Below are 17,881 nucleotides of genomic sequence, written 5' to 3'. Positions count from 1 at the left end.
GGGTGAAGTCGAAACCGGCGGTCAGCCCATCTCGGAGTGCCCGTGGCGAAAGTCGGCCAAACGCCGCCGATCGGGGCGCGGTCGGCGTGCTCACCGACCGTCGGCTCGTGGGGCTCAGGCGTCCCAGGTGATCGGGAGCGCGTGCACGCCGTAGACCAGCATGTCGTCGCGCATCGGGACCTCCGCCGCCGGCACGGCCAGCCGCAGGCCGGGCAGCCTGGTCAGCAGTCCGGTGAACCCGACCGCCATCTCCACCCGCGCCAACTGCTGGCCTAGGCACTGGTGCACGCCGTGCCCGAACGCCAGGTGCGGCCCGCGTGCGCGGGTCACGTCCAGCACGTCCGGCCGGGGGTAGTGGTACGGGTCGCGGTTGCCCGCGGGCACGGAGACCAGCACCGTCGAGTCGGCCGGGACGACCTCGCCCGCGATCTCCACCTCCGCCAGCGTGGTGCGCACGACGCCGAGGTGGACGATCGACAGGTAGCGCAGCAGCTCCTCGACCGCGCCGGGGATCAACGTCGGGTCGTCGTGCAGGGCGGCGAGCTGCTCGGGGTGCTCCAGCAGCGCGAACGTGCCCAGTGCCAGCATGTTGGCCGTCGTCTCGTGGCCCGCGACCAGCAGCAGATTCGCCATGCCGATCAGCTCGTCGTCGGTGAGCGTCGGGTCGGCCTCGATCAGGCCGGACAGCATGTCGTCGGTCGGCGTGGCCCGCTTGGCGCGCACGAGGTCGTGCATGAACGCGCGCAGTCCGTCGGCGAGCCGCATCATCTCGGCCACGGGCAGGTCCAGGCGCAGCAGCTTCCCGGTGCGCTCCTGGAACTCGCCGCGGTCGGCGTACTCGACGCCGAGCAGCTCGCAGATCACCAGTGACGGCACCGGCAGCGCGAAGGCCTGTACCAGGTCGGCGCCCGGTCCGGCGGCGATCATCGCGTCGAGGTGGTCGTCGACGATCCGCTTGATGCGCGGTTCGAGCTGACGCATCCGCCGCACGGTGAACTGGCCGGTGAGGAGCTTGCGGTAGCGGGTGTGCTCGGGCGGGTCCATGGTGATGAAGCTGCCCGCCCGAGCCCGCTTGTCGGTCAACCGCGCGCGGACCGGCTGGGGCAGCTTCTCCAGGACGCGGCGGCTGCGGAACCGGTCCGAGCTCAGCCGCGGGTCGCCGAGCAGGGTGCGTGCCAGCTCGTGGCTGGTGACGATCCACACCGGGTCGCCGTCGAGCATGGTCATCCGGTGGACGGGCCCCCGCTCGCCGAGGCGGGTCAAGGCCTCCGGCGGGTTGAACGGGCCGGCGTCACGTCGGGTCAGCTCGGGCGGCAAGGGGACGGTCGGCCGGCCGGCGGAGGGGCGTTTCTCCTGGGAAGCGGTGGTCATCGACGGTCCGTTCCCGACCCGGCGTGACCGGGCCGCTGCTCGGCGTGGTGGGCGTAACCCACGGTACCAAAACGTGCACTCTGTGCAGCTTTTCCGTGTAACTCACTGCACAACGCGAAAACTTGCACGTCGTGCAAGATTGGGTGATAGTTGTATGTGGCAAGCAATGCGGAGAGACGGGGGGACGGCATGGACGCCGTCGCGCGGGAGCTGGAAGACCGGGTGCGTGACCTGCTGAGGGTCGTGCGGATGGTCAAACAGCGACACCACGCGCTGCCTCCCGGCCTGATCGGCACGCTCGGCCTGATCGCCCGCGCCGGCGCGGAACCCACCGGGTGCCACGCCAAGCAGTTGGCCGTCAGCGCCGGGCTCGACCCGTCCACGGTGAGCCGGGCGGTGGCCGCGCTGGTCGCGAACGGCCTCGTCGAACGGCGTGCCGACCCCGACGACGGCCGCGCCAGCATCCTCGTGGTGACCGAACGCGGTCACGCCGAGCTGGCAGCCGCCCGCGACTGGTACGACCGGCTGCTCGGCCGCGCGCTCGCCGACTGGAGCCCTGAAGAGGTCGAGGCGCTGACCACCTCCCTGGGCCGCCTGACCACCGACGTCGAAGGAGCCCTCGGCTCCACCTTGGAGGCCGCGCGATGAGCGCACCCGCCACCGCCAACGGCACGATGAGCCACCGCCAGGTCCTGGAGGCTCTGAGCGGTCTGCTGTTGGTGCTGTTCGTCGCGATGCTCAGCGGCACCGTCGTCTCGACGGCGTTGCCGCAGATCATCGGCGCGCTCAACGGTTCGCAGACCCAGTACACCTGGGTGGTCACCGCCACCCTGCTCACCGCGACCGCCACCACCCCGATCTGGGGCAAGCTCGCGGACCTGTTCGACAAGAAGACCCTGGTCCAGGTCGCCATCGTGATCTTCGTGGTCGGCTCGGTGGTCAGCGGCTTCGCGCAGAGCGCGGGCCAGCTCATCGCGGCACGCGCGTTCCAGGGCATCGGCGTCGGCGGCCTGCAGGCGCTGGTGCAGGTGGTGATCGCGGCGATGATCCCGCCCCGCGAGCGCGGCCGGTACAACGGCTACCTCGGCGGCGTGATGGCGTTGGCCACGGTCGGCGGGCCGCTGCTCGGCGGTCTCGTCGTGGACACCTCCTGGCTGGGCTGGCGCTGGTGCTTCTTCATCGGCGTGCCGGTCGCGGTGATCGCGTTGTTCGTGCTCCAGGCCACGTTGAGGGTGAAGACGGGCCGGCGCGACGACGTGAAGATCGACTACTGGGGCGCGAGCCTGATCGCGGTCGGCGTGAGCGTTCTGCTGGTGTGGATCTCGTTCGTGGACGGCTCGTTCGCGTGGCTGTCGTGGCAGAGCTTCGCCATGGTCGGCGCGTCGGTGGCGCTGCTGGGCGGAGCGGTCGCGGTCGAGGCGCGTGCGGCGGATCCGGTGGTGCCGCTGGGGATCGTGAAGCAGCGCACGACGGCGTTGGCGATCCTGGCCAGCGTGGCGGTGGGCATGGCGATGTTCGGCGGCGCGGTGTTCCTCGGCCAGTACTTCCAGATCGGCCGCGGCTACAGCCCGACCGAGGCCGGCCTGCTGACCATCCCGATGATGGTCGGCGTGCTCGGCGCGTCCATCGTGTCGGGGCGGCTGATCACCAAGACCGGCCGGGTCAAGCCCTACATCGTGGCGGGCGCGGCCACGCTGGTGCTCGGGTTCCTGGCGCTGGGCCAGATCGACCACGACACGTCGCTGGTGCTGGTCGGCGGCGCGATGCTGCTGGTCGGCACGGGTGTCGGCCTGAGCATGCAGAACCTGGTGCTCGCGGTGCAGAACACGGTGCCGTTGAAGGACATCGGCGCGGCCAGCTCCACCATCGCGTTCTTCCGGTCGCTCGGCGGCACGATCGGCGTGTCGGTGCTGGGCGCGGTGCTGGCCCGGCGGGTGGAGGACCACATCACCCGCGACCTGACCGCGGCGGGCATCCCGGTCGGCGGCGCGGGCGGCAACCTCAACCTGAACGTGCTGCCGGACGCGGTGCAGCACATCGTCCGCAACGCTTACGGTGACGCCACCGGCCACATCTTCCTGATCTCGTCGGCCATCGCGGTGATCGGCGTGGTCGCGGCACTGCTGCTCAAGCCGATCACCCTGCGCTCCAGCCTGGACCTGGCGGACGAGAAGCCCGAGGTCGCGGCGAGCGCCTAGCACCGGGACAAGGGCGGGGGCGCGTTCGGTGCCACCGGCCCTGGCCACATGCGGCCGCAGGTTCTGGCGAGAACCCGTTGGGGTGTGGCACTCCGGCCACTGCCACGCCGGCCGCGGCGCTCCTAACGTCCAGGGCGCAACGTTTCCCCTGCGACGACAAGGACCGCCAACCATGGTCGTGGTCTCGGCACTGCTCATCGGCGTGCTGTACGTGCTCCTGAACTCCTTCGTCCCCGACCGGCACCGCCGACCGTTCAACGCGATCATGGTCGGTGGCGCCGGCGCGGCGTACCTCAGCGGCGGCGGGTTGGGGGCGTGGGAGTTCGCCATCACCGCCGTGATCACCTTCTGCGCCTACCGCGGGCTGACGTCGTGGACGTGGATCGGCATCGGGTGGCTCGTGCACACGGCCGCCGACGTGGCGCACCACGTGCACGGCAACCCGATCGTGCCGTTCGCCGAGCACTCGTCGCTCGGTTGCGCGATCTGCGACCCGGTGATCGCCCTGTGGGCGTTCGCGGGCGGTCCGGGCATCCGGTCAATGACCCCCGCAGCACTCGTGCGGGCTTTCCGCCTCCGCCGGGCGCAGCACGCCACCGACGGCGGGCTCCACCAGTAGCAGCAGTTCGCCGTCCCGGCACACCGGGCGCACGAAGCCCAGCGTCTGCACCGGGTCGGTCGGCGCGACCTCGACGCCGATGCCGACCACCCGGTCGATCGCCGACCCCGCCACCACCTCGGCCGCGGGGTGCGTGCCGGTGAGCGCCGACTGGCCGGGGAACCGGACGCACCGCCCGTCGACGCGGTCGCGGCCCGCCCGGGCGGCGCGTGCGGCAGGGGTGTCGGAGTCGTCGAGCACGGCCACCGGCCCGCCCAACGCCGCCGCCAGCCGGTCCACGTCCACCTCGCCGGTCACGTGCGTGGACAGCGTGGTGACGGCCACCGGCCCCGACCGGTCGGTGTGAGTGCACACGAAGTCCGCCGCCACGCCGTCGAACGCCGCCAGCAGCAGCGCGTCCACGTGCGCCGCGCCGTGCTCGCCGGGCAGGGCGGGCACGGCGCCGAGCCAGGTCATCAGATGACGTCCACGAAGACCGGGTTCGCGTAGAACCACAGGTCCGCCCACGGGTCGGCGTCACCGATCACGTCCATCACCGGGTTGCCGTCGGAGGTCAGCCGGTTGCCGTCCGAACCGCGCAGCCGCAGGTAGAACGCGCCTTCCACGCGGCGGAACGCGTGCGTGAACTTCACCGTGCCGCGCGCGGTGCGAGAGACCTCGAACGACTTCACCACCTGCGTGGCCGGCGCGGAGAACGCGTCGCGGTCCGCCACCGGGCCGGTGATCGGGCCGGCGATCAGGTCCACCTTCGCCAACCGCGGCACCACGCCCGCGAAGTTCGCGCCACGCGCCAGGTCGACCTCGATCACCACTTCGACGTCGTGGCCGCGCCGGACGAACGTGCGACCGCCGGTCGTGACGCCCCGGTTGTCGCCCTCGCCGAGCGACCGCACCCGCAGGTTCAGCCCGTCGATGATCCGCCCGTGCACCGCGACGACCTTGCCGCCCTGCATGCCGCGCATCACGTCCACGTAGGACTTCGAGTCCGCGCCGACCAGCGTGGAGCTGTAGAAGCCGGGCCAGTAGTCGCTCTCGACCTGCGGCACGCCCGTGTCGATGGGCGCGCCGCGGCTGCCGGTCGTGTTGTGGTCGCCGGAGCCCTGCTTGTGCGTGTCCAGGTGCACCCGGTGCGAGTCGGACGTGGCGGTGACCCACCACGGCCTGCCCTCGGCCAGCAGCGAGTCCCACAGGCCGCCGACCTTCGCGGTCATCCAGTCGAACCCGCCGTAGGTGCGGTAGGGGTTCTCCGTCGCGGTCGGCGCGAAGCCGGGGAAGCTGTCCTGGTTGGGCGAGGCGTCGTAGAGCCCGCGCGCGGCGCCGCGACCGCCGTTCGCGGTCGGGATGCCCGCCGCCTGGTGGCCGGGCGCGCCCTCCATGCCCACGGCCACGCCGGGCGCCGCGTCACGCCAGCCGCGGAACTCGTGCGGGCTGTCCACGCCGCGCCGGGCCGGGTGGTTGGCGAACATCAGCGCGATCTCCGTGCGGCCGGCGAGCACCTGCGCCTCCAGGTACCGCAGGGCCGCCAACGCGTACGGCTCGCCGTCGGCCGAGGTGGAGCGGGTGATCAGACCCTTGCCGCCGTTCGCGACCGGCGTGGACAGGACACCGCCGTCGTAGGCGGCCTCGAACGCGCGCAGGATGTCGACGGTGGACCGGCCGGGCGGCAGGAACACGGTGGCGTGCTCGGCGCCCGGGATGTTCCACTCCAGGCCCTGGTAGACCAGCACGTCCCGGTGCGACCTGCGGGCGCGCTCGATGTCCGGCGCGACCTGGTCGATGGAGAACTTCTGGTGCGCGACGCCGCCGTGGTCGGTGATCACGACCCAGTCCAGGCCGTGCTCGCGAGCCTTGGCGACCTGCTGCGCGACCTCGTACTGGGCGTCGTTGGAGTACTTGGTGTGGATGTGGTGGTCGCCGGCGAACCAGCGCCCGCGCCCGCCCCACGGGTTCACCGGCGTGGCCGGCCGGTCAGCGTGCGCGTGGGCGGGCAGCGCGCCCATCGTGGTCGCCACGCCGGCCGCGCCCAGGCCGGCCAGGAACCGGCGTCGCGCCACCGAGAGCGGCCGGTCGTCCCGGGCGTCGCGCCAGCTGCCCTCCACTTCCTCGTGGTGGTGCTCGTGGGTGTGGCCGTGGTGGTGGTCGTGCGACATGCGGAACTCCGATCATGACCCGAACGGCGGCAGGCCGAAGTATCGTTTTGCGGCCATGCGTCGGGTGGTGCGCGGAGTCGAACTCCGGGTGAACACTTCGACGCGGCGCCGGTGCGACCGCCCGACCGTCAAGACGGCGTAAAGGACCGGGGTTGCGCCGCGCCGGGAAACGGGCGCGCGCAGACTGGGGCCGTGGACGGCAAGCGCAAGCGCGGTGAGCTGAGGATCTACCTCGGCGCGGCGCCGGGTGTCGGCAAGACGTTCGCCATGCTCGGCGAGGCGCACCGGCGCCGGGCCAGGGGCACGGACGTGGTGGTCGGCCTGGTGGAGACCCACGGCCGCGAGAACACCGCCGCCCTGCTCGACGGCCTCGAACAACTGCCCCGCCGCCGGCTCGACCACCGACCCCGCGAGGTCGCGACCGGCTCCCGGGCGACCTCGCCGCCGTCTGCGGAGCAGCGGCCACTCGACACCGAGCTCGATGTCGACGGCCTCCTGGCGCGCAAGCCCGAGGTGGCGGTCGTCGACGAGCTCGCGCACACCAACGTGACCGGATCGCGCAACGCCAAGCGGTGGCAGGACGTCGAAGAGCTGCTCGAAGCGGGCATCGACGTGTTGTCCACGGTCAACGTGCAGCACCTCGAATCCCTCAACGACGTGGTCGAGCGCATCACCGGCGTGCGGCAGCGCGAGACCGTGCCCGACGAGGTCGTGCGGCGCGCCGAGCAGGTCGAGCTGGTCGACCTCACGCCGGAGGCGCTGCGCCGCCGCCTCGCGCACGGCAACGTCTACGCCGCCCACAAGATCGACGCGGCGCTGGGCAACTACTTCCGGGTCGGCAACCTCACCGCGCTGCGCGAACTGGCGCTGCTGTGGGTGGCCGACCAGGTCGACGTGGCGTTGCAGCGCTACCGCTCGGAGCAGAGCATCACCGACACCTGGGAGACCAGGGAACGGGTCGTGGTCGCGATCAGCGGCGGCCCGGAGAGCGAGACGCTGATCCGCCGCGCCCGGCGCATCGCGGCACGCGCGGGCGCGGAGCTGCTGGTCGTGCACATCATGCGCGGTGACGGGCTGGAGGGCGTGTCGCCGCAACTGGTGGCGGGGTTCCGGCGGGTGGCCGAGGACGTCGGCGCGTCGTTCCACACCGTGGTCGGCGACGACGTGCCGACCGCGCTGCTCGACTTCGCCCGCGGCGTGAACGCCACGCAGCTCGTGCTGGGCACGTCCCGCCGGTCGCGGCTGGCCAGGGTGTTCGACGAGGGGATCGGCGCGGCGACGGTCCAGGAGTCCGGGCCGATCGACGTGCACATGGTCACCCACGACGAGGCCCGTCGTGGCCCGCGCCGTCGCTGGACGGCCGCCGCGCACCCCCGTTACCGCAAGCTGCTCGGCTGGGTGCTGGCGGTCCTGCTGCCCGGCGCGGTGACCGGGATCGGGCTGCTGCTGGGCGAGAGCCTGACGTTCTCCACCGACCTGGTCGGGTTCTTCCTGGCCACGGTGGTGGTCGCGCTGGTCGGCGGGCACGGTCCGGCGCTGGCGACGGCGTTCCTCGGCGCCGGGCTGCTGAACTTCTTCTTCACCCCGCCCTACTACACCCTGGCCATCGCGACGGCGGCGAACCTGGTCACGCTCGTGGCGATGCTGGTGGTGGCGGTGCTGGTCGCGCTGGTGGTGGACCGGGCGGCGCGGCTGGCCGAGCAGGGCGCGCGGGCCCGCACCGAGGCCGCGCTGCTCGCCTCCTACGCGCGCACGGTCCTGACCAGCCCGTTCCCGCTGGCCCGGCTGTTGGAGAAGGTGCGGGAGAACTTCGCGCTGGAGTCGGTGGCGTTGCTGGAGCGGCGCGAGGGGGAGTGGGAACGGGTGGCGTGCGTCGGGCCGCGGCCCTGCGCCGAGCCGGACGAGGCGGACGTGGACGTGCCCGTGACGGCGGACGTGCACCTGGCGCTGCGCGGCCGGACGCTGCCGGCGGCGGACCAGCGGGCGCTGGAGGCGGCGGCCGGTCAGGCGTTGATGGCGTTGCGGCAGCAGCGGATGGCCGCCGAGACGGCCGAGGCGCAGCGCCGCGCGGAGACCACGGAGCTGCGCACCGCGTTGCTGTCCGCCGTCGGCCACGACCTGCGCACGCCGCTGACGTCCATCAAGGCCGCGATCGGCAGCCTGCGCGACGTCGACCTGCGGCTGTCCGATGAGGACACCTCCGAGCTGCTGGAGACCGTCGAGGTGTCCGCGGACCGGCTGACCGGCCTGATCGACAACCTGCTCGACTCGTCACGGCTGGCCACCGGCGCGGTCGTGCCGCAACTGCGCGCGGTGACGTACGACGAGGTGGTGGCGCGCGCTCTGGCCGGCATCGACGAACGCCGCACGGTGTCGGTGGACGTGGCCGAGCACCTGCCGCCCGTGCTCGCCGACCTCGGCCTGCTCGAACGCGTGGTGGCCAACGTGATCGACAACGCCCTGCGGCACGGCAGGCTCACCCCGCGCCGCGTGGTCGACGTGGACGGCGACGGCCGGATCCAGGCCGACGAGCCGGAGGTCGCGGTGCGCGCCAGCGCCTACGGCGACCGGGTGGAGCTGCGGGTCGTCGACCACGGGCAGGGGCTGCCGAAGAACACGGCGAGCGCGGTGTTCGCGCCGTTCCAACGCCTCGGCGACCGCGACGCCACGCCGGGCATCGGCCTCGGGCTGAGCGTGGCGAAGGGGTTCGTGGACGCCATGGGCGGCGCCATCACGGCCGAGGACACGCCCGGCGGTGGCCTGACGATCGTCATCTCGCTGCCGATCGCCGCGGTGACGACGGCATGACCTCGGTCCTGCTGGTGGACGACGACCCGGAGATCGTGCGCGCGCTGCGGATCAACCTGAACGCCCACGGCTACCGGGTCCTCACGGCGGCGGACGGCGCGTCGGCGTTACGCGCGGTCGAGGAGTTGCGGGCGGCCGAGGACGGACCCGACGTGGTCGTGCTGGACCTCGGCCTGCCGGACCTGGACGGCCTCGACGTGATCACCGGCCTGCGCCGCGTCACGACCGCGCCGATCGTCGTGCTGTCCGCCCGGCTCGACTCGGCGGACAAGGTCCGCGCGCTGGACGCGGGCGCCGACGACTACGTGACCAAGCCGTTCGGCGTGGACGAGTTCCTGGCCCGGCTGCGCGCGGCCGTGCGCCGGTCGAGCGGGCGCCGGGCCAGGGCCGACGAGCCGCCGGTGCGCGCGGCGTCGTTCACCGTCGACCTGACCGCGAAGAAGATCCACCGCGACGGCGCCGAGGTGCACCTGACGCCGACCGAGTGGGGCCTGCTGGAGACCCTGGTGCGGGCGGGCGGCGAGGTGCTCAGCCCGCGACGGCTGCTCACGGAGGTGTGGGGGCCGGCCCACACGTCGGCCACCCACTACCTGCGCGTCTACCTGGTCCAGTTGCGCCGCAAGCTCGAACCGGACCCCGCCCACCCGCGGCACCTGATCACCGAACCGGGCCGGGGCTACCGCTTCCAGCCGTGATCAGCGCTGGGGCGTCGCGGTGATCAGGGTCCACTTCACGGCCTTCACCGTGCCGTCGGCCGCGGTGCTGTCGCCGACGATCACGCCGCGTTCGTTCAACGCCGTCGGCCGGCTGTGCGTGCCGCGCGGCGAACCCAGGTACAGGAGCTTCCCGGCGCGCCACACGAACGCGCGCGGCGCGTTGGCGTTGTCCGCCGTCGTCCAGCCGATCACGTCGCCGCGGTCGTTGATCGCGACCGCCTGGGAAGGCCCGGGCACGCCCAGGTCCACCGACCCGCCGCCGGCGGGCCACAGCGTCGCCCGTCGAACGCCGGACTCCGTGCTCCAGCCCACGACGTCGCCGCGCTCGTTGATCGCCTGGGTGCCGGGCGCCACCCCGCCCGACGTGGACAGCACCGTCACGGCGTCGCCCTCCCAGCGCAGGGCCAGCGTGTCCCGGCTGCCGGCGACCACCCCCGCCTCGTTGATCGCCCTGACGGAGTACCAGCCGGAGCCCGGCGCGGCGGCCAGCCGTGCGCAGTTCCCGGCGGCGTCGCAGCGGAAGGCGTAGTTGTCGGGGGGACCGAACATGGGCGCCTTCGACCCCACGACCACCCCGGCGTCGTTGATCGCGCTCAGCGACAGGTGCGCTCCACCGCCCACCGACAGCCCTTCGTGCTTCGTGCCACGCCAGACCGTCGCGCCTTCCTGGTGGTAGCCGTACGGCGAGGTGGAGTACGTCATCGGCACCTCGCCGCGGTTGTTGATCGCCGACGCGCCCACCCAGCCGGAGCCGCCGGGCGTGATGTCGGTGACCTCGCCCTCGTGCCAGATCCACGGCTGCTGCACGTAGGGGCCGAGCTCCGGGACCTGCACCACGCCGAGCACCTGGCCGACCTGGTTCAGCCCGGTGGGGTAGCCCTCGCCCAGATCGGTGGCGGTGTTGTCGCGCGCCCACCGCACGGCGTGCGACGTGCCGTTGCCGTAGGCGGCGCCGACGACCTGTCCGAGGTCGTTGACCGCGGTGACGTAGTGGTTGGGGTAGCCGGACAGACCGGGCAGTTCGGTGACGAGGGCGGCTGCCCGCGCGGCGGGCGCGGTCACCAGCGGCAGGGCCACGGCCAGCGCGAGTACGGCCGCGGGCGTGCGTAACTTGGGCATGGTCGCTCCAGTGCGAGATGTCCGCTGAATCGATCCGACGGTAGTCTCGGCGCGAGACCGCCGGCGTCGGCCGGACAGCGGAATCAGGGGGACCGTTGACTGCGGACGAAGTCCTGGCCCGGTTGAGCGAGAACGCCGAGGTCGTCCGGCTGACCGGCGGCGTGGTCAACACGGTGTGGCACGTCCGCGGCCCGGACCGCGAAGTCGTGCTCAAGACCTCCGAGGACGCGCCGCCGTCGTTGTTCCAGGTCGAGGCCGAGGGGCTGGCGGTGCTGCGGCGGCACGGCCTGCGCACGCCGGAGGTGCTCGACGTCGGCGCGGACTGGCTGCTGCTGGAGGCGCTGACCCCGAGGCCGCTGGAGACGGACGCGTTCTGGGAGAGCGCCGGGCGCGCGATCGCCGCGTTGCACGACGTGCGCGGGACCCGGTTCGGCTGGGACCACGACGGGTGGCTGGGCGTGCTGCCGCAGCGCAACGGCCGGCACGACGACGGGCACGCGTTCTTCGCCGAGCACCGGCTCCTGCGCTACCTGGACGAGCCGAAGGTCGACGCCGTGCTGACGGCGGAGGACCGGGACGCGGTCGAACGGCTGTGCGCGCGGCTGCCGGAGATCGTGCCCGCCGCGCCGCCCGCGTTGACCCACGGCGACCTGTGGCACAACAACGTGGTGTCCACCGCGGCGGGCGAGCCGGTGTTCATCGACCCGGCGGTGTCGTGGACGTGGCCGGACGTGGACCTGAGCATGATGTTCTGCGGCGCCGACTCGCCGGCCCGGTTCTTCGACGCCTACCACGAGGTCCGGCCGCTGGACCGCGACTGGCGCGACCGGATGCCCGTGGTGTTCCTCCGGGAGGTCCTGAGCACGTTGGCGCACGGGGGCGACCGCTGGGGCTCCCTCGACTACCTCCGCGAGGTGCTGCGACCGTTCCGCCGCGTGCCTGCCGGCTCGCCGGAAGCGGGCCCGATCGCGTGATCGCCGGCCCCGAGGGACGTCACGCCGCGAGTCGATCGGGGTGAGGTCGGACCGGGGAGTTTGCCGGGCAAGTGTCAGGGTTACCCCAAGATTTTCCCCCCTGACGTGGCCCACCCGCGGGGACGCGCACACGATGTGCGCCGTGGCGCGACGAAGCGCCGCCGCTCCTCGGAGGAGGTCGTCCGTGAACCGCTTCGGCTGGTGCGCGTCGCTCGCCGTGACGCTGACCGCGGTGCTCGCCGCGCCCGCGACCGCCGACACCGGGCAGGTCCCGTGTCCCGGGCGGCTGCCGGTGGACGCGACCTGCTACGGCGGGCAGGACGCCAACGGCGTGTTCTACGCGTTCGCGATCCCGGAGGACTGGAACGGCTCGCTGGTCGTGCACTCGCACGGCGGCCCCGACCTGGCCGCGCCGACCGCGGACCGCCCGACCGAGGACCTGGACCGCTGGGCGGTGATGGTGCGCGAGGGCTACGCGCTGGCGGGCTCGTCCTACCGGCGCGGCGGCTACGGCACCCGGATGGGCGCCGAGGACACCGAGAACGCGCGGAAGCTGTTCGTGCGGCGGTTCGGCGAGACCCGCATGACGGTCCTGCACGGCCAGTCGTGGGGCGGGAACGTGGCCGCGAAGGCCATCGAGGCCTACGACTCGTACGACGCCGCCCTGCTCACCAGCGGCGTGCTCGCGGGCGGGTCGCGCGGCTACGACCACCGCGTCGACCTGCGCGTGGTCTACCAGTACTACTGCGGCAACCACCCTCGGCCGGACGAACCTCAGTACCCGTTGTGGATGGGGCTGCGCGTCGACTCGACCATGACCGCCGCCGATCTGCGCGCGCGGCTCCAGGAGTGCACGGGCTACCAGTCGCCGTCCGCCGAACGCAGCGCGCGGCAACAACGCAACCTGGACGACATCCTCGCCGTCATCAGGATCCCGGAGAGCGCGCTCGTGTCGCACCTCGCCTTCGCCACGTTCACGTTCCGCGACATCGTGCACCACCGGCTCGGCGGGCGGAACCCGTTCGGCAACAGGGGGGTGCGGTACACGGGATCGCACGACGACGCGGCGTTGAACGCGGGCGTCGAGCGGTTCAGCGCCACGCCGTCGGCCGCGCGCGACCTGTCCTACGACAGCGATCCGACCGGCGCGGTGTCGATCCCGGTGATCACCCTGCACGGGATCGGCGACGCCACGGCGTTCGTGGAGCACGAGTCGGCCTACCTGGCGAGCCGGGTCGGCGCGGGGACGGAGGAGAACCTCGTGCAGGCGTTCACCACGGAAACCGAGCACAGCGCGCTCAGCGACGCGGAGTACGCCAGCGCCCTGCGGGCGCTCGTGACGTGGGAGAGCACCGGCCGGAAGCCCACGCCCGCGTCGATCGCCGCCGACTGCCCTGCCGCCGACGCGAAGTACGGCACGGGCTGCTACTTCGACCCCTCCTACCAGCCCGCGCCCTTCTCTGCACACGTGTACCCGCGTCCCGGCGGCACGCGCTGGCCGGCGATGACGGCCCGGCAGGAATGGCTGTGGGCGCGGCTCGGCCAAGTGGGTATCGCGCCCTGAATGCGCTTTCCCGAAGCAACGCGTGGCTCTCTGCGGTGTCCTACTCACTGAGGGCAGTGGCGGTCGGTGAGGTACCGCCACGGTGAGGGGAGTCCACATGACCCGGAGAACCAGGGGACCACTCGCGTCCGGGCTGTTCGCGGCGGCCGTGATGATCGCCGCGAGCGTCCCGGCCGCGGCCGAGCCACCGGAGCGGACCGGCGCGCCGCCGGTGGGCGCGCAACCGGACGGCACGGTCACGCTGCTGACCGGTGACGTCGTCACCGTCCACGGGGACCGCGCTCAGGTGCGCCCCGGTCGTGGCCGCGCCGACGTGCGGTTCGTGCAGCGACTGGACGAGGACGGCGACCTGCACGTGCTGCCGACCGACGTGCTGGGCGACGTTCGGTCCGGCGTGCTGGACGAGCGGCTGTTCGACGTCACCGGCCTGATCCGGGCCGGCTACGACGACCGCTCGACCCGCGTCACGCCGCTGATCGTGACGTCGACCGGCCCGGCCGTGGCCGGCGAGCCGCTGCCCAGCATCGGCGGGTACGCGGTCAAGGCGCCGAAGGACACCGCGTTCTGGTCCGGCGCGCGGGCCGCGGGCGTGGCGAAGGTGTGGTTGGACGGCCCGGTCCGCGCCACGCTCGACCGCAGCGTCCCGCAGATCGGCGCGCCGGGGGCGTGGCAGGCCGGGCACACCGGCGTCGGCGCGAAGGTCGCGGTCCTGGACACCGGTGTCGACCCGACGCACCCGGACCTCGAGGGCGCCGTCGTGGAGTCGCGCAACTTCAGCGACAGCCCCGACACCGACGACCGCGTCGGTCACGGCACGCACGTCGCCGCCACCATCACCGGCTCCGGCCGCTACCAGGGCGTGGCGCCGGACAGCGCGGTGCTCAACGGCAAGGTGCTCGGCGACTACGGCGGCGGCTACGAGTCGGACATCATCGCGGGCATGGAGTGGGCCGTGGCGGCGGGCGCCGACGTGGTCAACATGAGCCTGGGCAGCTCCATGCGCACCGACGGCACCGACCCGATGTCGCTGGCCGTCAACCGGCTCACGAGCGAAGGCGGTGCGCTGTTCGTGGTCTCGGCGGGCAACAGCGGTCCGTCCGAGCAGACGATCGGCAGCCCGGCCGCGGCCGACCTGGCGCTCACCGTCGGCGCGGTGGACCGGTCGGACGGGCTCGCGCAGTTCTCCTCGCGCGGCCCGCGCTGGGACGACGACGCGATCAAGCCGGACATCACCGCGCCGGGCGTGGACATCGTCGCGGCCAAGGCGAAGAACGGCCGCATCGGCACCCCCGTCGGCGAGGCGCACGTCGCGCTGTCCGGCACGTCGATGAGCGCACCGCACGTCGCGGGGGCGGCGGCGATCCTCGCCGCGCAGCACCCGGACTGGACGCCCGCGCAGGTCAAGGGCGCGCTCATGGCGAGCGCGAAGCCGAACGCCGACCTGACCGTGCACGAGCAGGGCGCGGGCCGGGTCGACGTGGCCGCGGCCGTCACGCAGTCGCTGGCGGCGGAGCCCGCGTCGCTGAGCATGGGCGTGGCGCAGTGGCCGCACGCCGACGACCAGCCGATCGAGCGCAAGATCACCTACCGCAACTCCGGCGCCACCCCGGTCACGCTGACGCCGACCGCCGACCTGCGCGACCCGACCGGCAACCCGGCGCCGGCGGGCATGGTCACGTTCGCGCCGTCGTCGCTCACCGTCCCGGCGGGCGGTGAGGCGGCCGTCGTCGTCACGGTCGACACCTCGCTGGACTCGCCGGACGGCCGGTACGGCGGCGCGGTCGTGGCCACCGGCGGCGCGACGCCGCTGCGCACGCCGATCGGCGTGACCAAGGAGGTCGAGAGCTACGACGTGAAGATGACGTTCCTCGACCACGCCGGCGCGCCGACGTCGGACTACTTCTTCCGGTTCGTGGACATGAATCACAGCAAGGCGTACCTGGACCACGACCCGTCCGGCACGGTCGTCGCCCGCGTGCCCAAGGGCACCTACTACGCCGACGCGTTCATCCAGACCCGGGAGACGCGGCAGGCCACCCAGGTGCTGGAGCCCAGCGTCACCATCACCGGACCCGCCGAGTTCGTGTTCGACGCCCGCGCGGGCAAGCCGATCGCGTTGTCCGTGGACGAGAAGGACGCGGAGGTCGGCTACACCGAAGTGTTCTTCAGCCGCACGGCGTCCTGGGGCGACACGGGCACCGGCTTCATCGGGTTCCCGCCGGGGGCCGTGCTGTTCGTGCCGTCCAAGACGTCCGCGCCCGGTGCGGCGAGCTTCGACGTCGCGGGGCGGCTGGCGAAGCCGGACGGCAACGGCTCGTACCTCGGCAGCCCTTACCAGTACAACGTCGCGTGGCGGCACGATGGCGCGGTGCCCGAGCGGCTCGACCGGTCGTTCCAGCGCCGCGACCTGGTGAAGGTCAAGTCGCTGGTCTCCTCGTCCGGATCCGGCACGACCGGGTTCCGCGACCAGATGGCGGGCGGACCGCTGCCGCTGGAGCTCACCGAGTACTACTCGCCGGGCGTCGACTGGTACGGCAGCTTCATGCAGATGCCGGAGCCCCAGGCGTTCCCGCCGCAGAGCTCGCAGTCGACCGCGTTGTCGCGCCGGTTCACCGCCGGTCGCACGGTGACCGAGAAGTGGAACGCGGCCGTGTTCGGACCGGCGTTCCCGACCTCGACCGCCGTGCACGAGTGGGCCGAGCGACTCGGCGACGAGGTCGTCGTCTCGCTGCCGATGTTCACCGACCAGGACCCGAACCACGCCGGGTTCTCGGAGGTCTCGGCGGCGAGGACGACGTTGCACCGTGACGGCGTGCTGCTCGCCGAGTCGCCCGACGACGGGTACGTGGCGGGCGTCGTGCCGCCGGGCAAGGGCGTCTACCAGCTGCACGCCGAGGCGGAGCGGTCCGGTGTGGCCGAGCTGTCCACGCGGGTGGTGGCGGACTGGTCGTTCACCTCGGAGCACGTGGCCGGCGAGGAGCCGGCGGCGTTGCCGTTGCTCGCGGTGCGGTTCGCGCCGTCGCTGGACGCGGAGAACCGGGCGGCGGCCGGACGGCCGTTCGCGATCCCGGTGTACGTGCAGCGCAACGGGGTGACCGGCGCCCAGGGCGTGGCGAAGCCCGCCGTGCAGGTGTCGTTCGACGACGGCACGACGTGGCGGCCCGCGCCGCTGGTCAAGGTCGGGCAGCGCTGGCTCGCGGCGGTCGTGCACCCGGCCGGCGCGAAGTTCGTCTCGCTCAAGGCCCAGGCGCGTGACGCCGCGGGCAACGCGGTCGACCAGACGATCATCCGGGCCTACGGGCTGAGGTGATCGACCCCCGGACGCGCCCGGTCACCGGCCGGGCGCGTCCAACGGGTTGGCCGCCACCCGCTGCGCCCAGCCGTCGCGCATCAGCTCGGCGGCGGCGCAGCGCGGTTTGCGCTCGGCCTGGTCCTCGGCCCTGGCCAGGAACGCGTCGACGAACCCGAGCCGCGGGTAGCGGGTCAGGACGTCGTCCTTGATCCGCTCGGCGAACCGGTCCAGCCCGCGTCCCGACACGTCGGCGCCCACCGCGACCTGCAACAGGTGGCTCTCCGGGTCCTCGTCGGCCGGCACGTCGTCGCGCATGTGCCGCACGATCACCTCCGCCAACCGGTCGCGCCGCACCCGTCCCCACCCGGCGCCGGCCGCGAACACCCACGCCACGTGCCCGCTCGCCTCCTCGAACGGCAGCGTGTGGCTGTCGAACGACGGTGTGAGCGCGAGGTCGTGCAGCAGGGCGGCGACGTACAGCAGCTCGCCGTCGTGGGCGATGTCCACGTCGGCCGCGTGGGCGGCGGCCAGCGAGTAGGCGCGCAGCGAGTGGTTCAGCAGCCACGGCTCGGCGTACTCGTGGCAGACCTCGAGCGCCGCTGCCGCGGCCTTCGAGTCGGGTCGGGTGAAGATGAAGTCCACGCCGTGCAGCCTAGGGGTGGTCGACCGGTTCGCTACCGCACGACGCCGTCGGCCACCAGGCCCGCCAGGACCGCCTCGCCGACCGCCGCCAGCGCCGACTGGGGCCGGATCATCACGGTGAAGGTCCCGATCCGGCCGTCCCCGTCCAGCTCGATCAGGTCGATGCCCTCGACCTGCTTGCCGCCCACCACGGTGCGGAAGTGCAGGACGTGGCCGTCCGGCCCGTCGTACTGTCCGACGTACCGGAAGTCCTCGAACGTCCGCTGGAGCACGCCGAACAGGGCGCGCACGGCGTCGATTCCCTCGAACGGGTGGAACTTCACCGGACTGTGCAACGTGATGTCGTCGCTGAAGAACTCCGTCGCGCCGAGGACGTCGCCCGCCTCGACCGCCGCCTTGAACCGCAGTGCCGCGTTCATCCGTGCCTC

At 72.9% G+C, this 17,881-nt stretch carries 14 protein-coding genes; 8 read left to right on the top strand and 6 right to left on the bottom strand.

Annotated elements, in window-relative coordinates:
- Nucleotides 1-114: 114 nt before the first annotated feature.
- Nucleotides 115-1,371 (bottom strand): cytochrome P450, encoded by a 1,257-nt coding sequence (locus AB0H12_RS22145; RefSeq protein WP_499624785.1) that lies wholly within the window; start codon nt 1,369-1,371, stop codon nt 115-117.
- A 189-nt stretch (nt 1,372-1,560) separates the two neighbouring features.
- Between AB0H12_RS22145 and AB0H12_RS22140 the strand changes: the two genes are divergently transcribed.
- From AB0H12_RS22140 to AB0H12_RS22130, 3 genes are all read left to right on the top strand, one after another.
- Complete coding sequence (locus AB0H12_RS22140; protein ID WP_499624783.1) at nt 1,561-2,019, top strand: MarR family winged helix-turn-helix transcriptional regulator; 459 nt, start codon at nt 1,561-1,563, stop codon at nt 2,017-2,019.
- Nucleotides 2,016-3,569, top strand: a complete 1,554-nt coding sequence (locus tag AB0H12_RS22135) for an MDR family MFS transporter (protein ID WP_499624781.1) — start codon at nt 2,016-2,018, stop codon at nt 3,567-3,569. The genes AB0H12_RS22140 and AB0H12_RS22135 overlap by 4 nt, the downstream gene beginning before the upstream one ends.
- A 172-nt stretch (nt 3,570-3,741) precedes the next feature.
- Nucleotides 3,742-4,188, top strand: a complete 447-nt coding sequence (locus tag AB0H12_RS22130) for a DUF6010 family protein (protein ID WP_499624779.1) — start codon at nt 3,742-3,744, stop codon at nt 4,186-4,188.
- Here AB0H12_RS22130 and AB0H12_RS22125 read toward each other — a convergent pair.
- On the bottom strand, nt 4,108-4,644 hold the full coding sequence (locus tag AB0H12_RS22125) for a hypothetical protein (RefSeq protein ID WP_499624777.1): 537 nt from the start codon (nt 4,642-4,644) through the stop codon (nt 4,108-4,110). The genes AB0H12_RS22130 and AB0H12_RS22125 overlap by 81 nt on opposite strands.
- Nucleotides 4,644-6,338 (bottom strand): PHP domain-containing protein, encoded by a 1,695-nt coding sequence (locus AB0H12_RS22120; RefSeq protein ID WP_499624775.1) that lies wholly within the window; start codon nt 6,336-6,338, stop codon nt 4,644-4,646. The genes AB0H12_RS22125 and AB0H12_RS22120 overlap by 1 nt, the downstream gene beginning before the upstream one ends.
- Before the next feature lie 192 nt (nt 6,339-6,530).
- Here AB0H12_RS22120 and AB0H12_RS22115 point away from each other — a divergent pair, with 192 nt between their 5' ends.
- Both AB0H12_RS22115 and AB0H12_RS22110 read left to right on the top strand, forming a co-directional pair.
- On the top strand, nt 6,531-9,146 hold the full coding sequence (locus tag AB0H12_RS22115; protein WP_499624774.1) for a DUF4118 domain-containing protein: 2,616 nt from the start codon (nt 6,531-6,533) through the stop codon (nt 9,144-9,146).
- A complete protein-coding gene (locus tag AB0H12_RS22110; protein ID WP_499624772.1) occupies nt 9,143-9,841 on the top strand; it encodes a response regulator in 699 nt (232 codons plus the stop codon). The genes AB0H12_RS22115 and AB0H12_RS22110 overlap by 4 nt, the downstream gene beginning before the upstream one ends.
- On the opposite strand, the gene AB0H12_RS22105 is transcribed toward AB0H12_RS22110, so the two are convergent.
- Nucleotides 9,842-10,981: a hypothetical protein gene (locus AB0H12_RS22105; RefSeq protein ID WP_499624770.1), complete on the bottom strand. Its 1,140-nt coding sequence runs from the start codon at nt 10,979-10,981 to the stop codon at nt 9,842-9,844.
- Between the two features lie 95 nt (nt 10,982-11,076).
- On the opposite strand from AB0H12_RS22105, the gene AB0H12_RS22100 reads away from it, so the two are divergent.
- The 3 genes from AB0H12_RS22100 (at nt 11,077) to AB0H12_RS22090 (ending at nt 16,829) form a co-directional block, all read left to right on the top strand.
- Nucleotides 11,077-11,955 (top strand): fructosamine kinase family protein, encoded by an 879-nt coding sequence (locus AB0H12_RS22100; RefSeq protein ID WP_499624769.1) that lies wholly within the window; start codon nt 11,077-11,079, stop codon nt 11,953-11,955.
- A gap of 184 nt (nt 11,956-12,139) precedes the next feature.
- Entirely contained in the window at nt 12,140-13,519 is a 1,380-nt protein-coding gene (locus tag AB0H12_RS22095) for a hypothetical protein (protein WP_499624767.1), read from the top strand.
- Between the two features lie 97 nt (nt 13,520-13,616).
- Nucleotides 13,617-16,829 (top strand): S8 family serine peptidase, encoded by a 3,213-nt coding sequence (locus AB0H12_RS22090; RefSeq protein ID WP_499624765.1) that lies wholly within the window; start codon nt 13,617-13,619, stop codon nt 16,827-16,829.
- Nucleotides 16,830-16,850: 21 nt separating this feature from the next.
- Here AB0H12_RS22090 and AB0H12_RS22085 read toward each other — a convergent pair whose 3' ends face one another.
- Nucleotides 16,851-17,453, bottom strand: coding sequence for an HD domain-containing protein (locus AB0H12_RS22085; protein ID WP_499624764.1), 603 nt, complete (start codon nt 17,451-17,453; stop codon nt 16,851-16,853).
- Nucleotides 17,454-17,485: 32 nt separating this feature from the next.
- Nucleotides 17,486-17,872 (bottom strand): nuclear transport factor 2 family protein, encoded by a 387-nt coding sequence (locus AB0H12_RS22080; protein ID WP_499624763.1) that lies wholly within the window; start codon nt 17,870-17,872, stop codon nt 17,486-17,488.
- Between the last annotated feature and the right edge of the window lie 9 nt (nt 17,873-17,881).

It is taken from the genome of Actinosynnema sp. NPDC023794, from assembly GCF_040639675.1.
In the GTDB taxonomy this organism is placed as follows: domain Bacteria; phylum Actinomycetota; class Actinomycetes; order Mycobacteriales; family Pseudonocardiaceae; genus Actinosynnema; species Actinosynnema luteola.
This window is presented reverse-complemented; position numbering and strand designations above follow the sequence as displayed.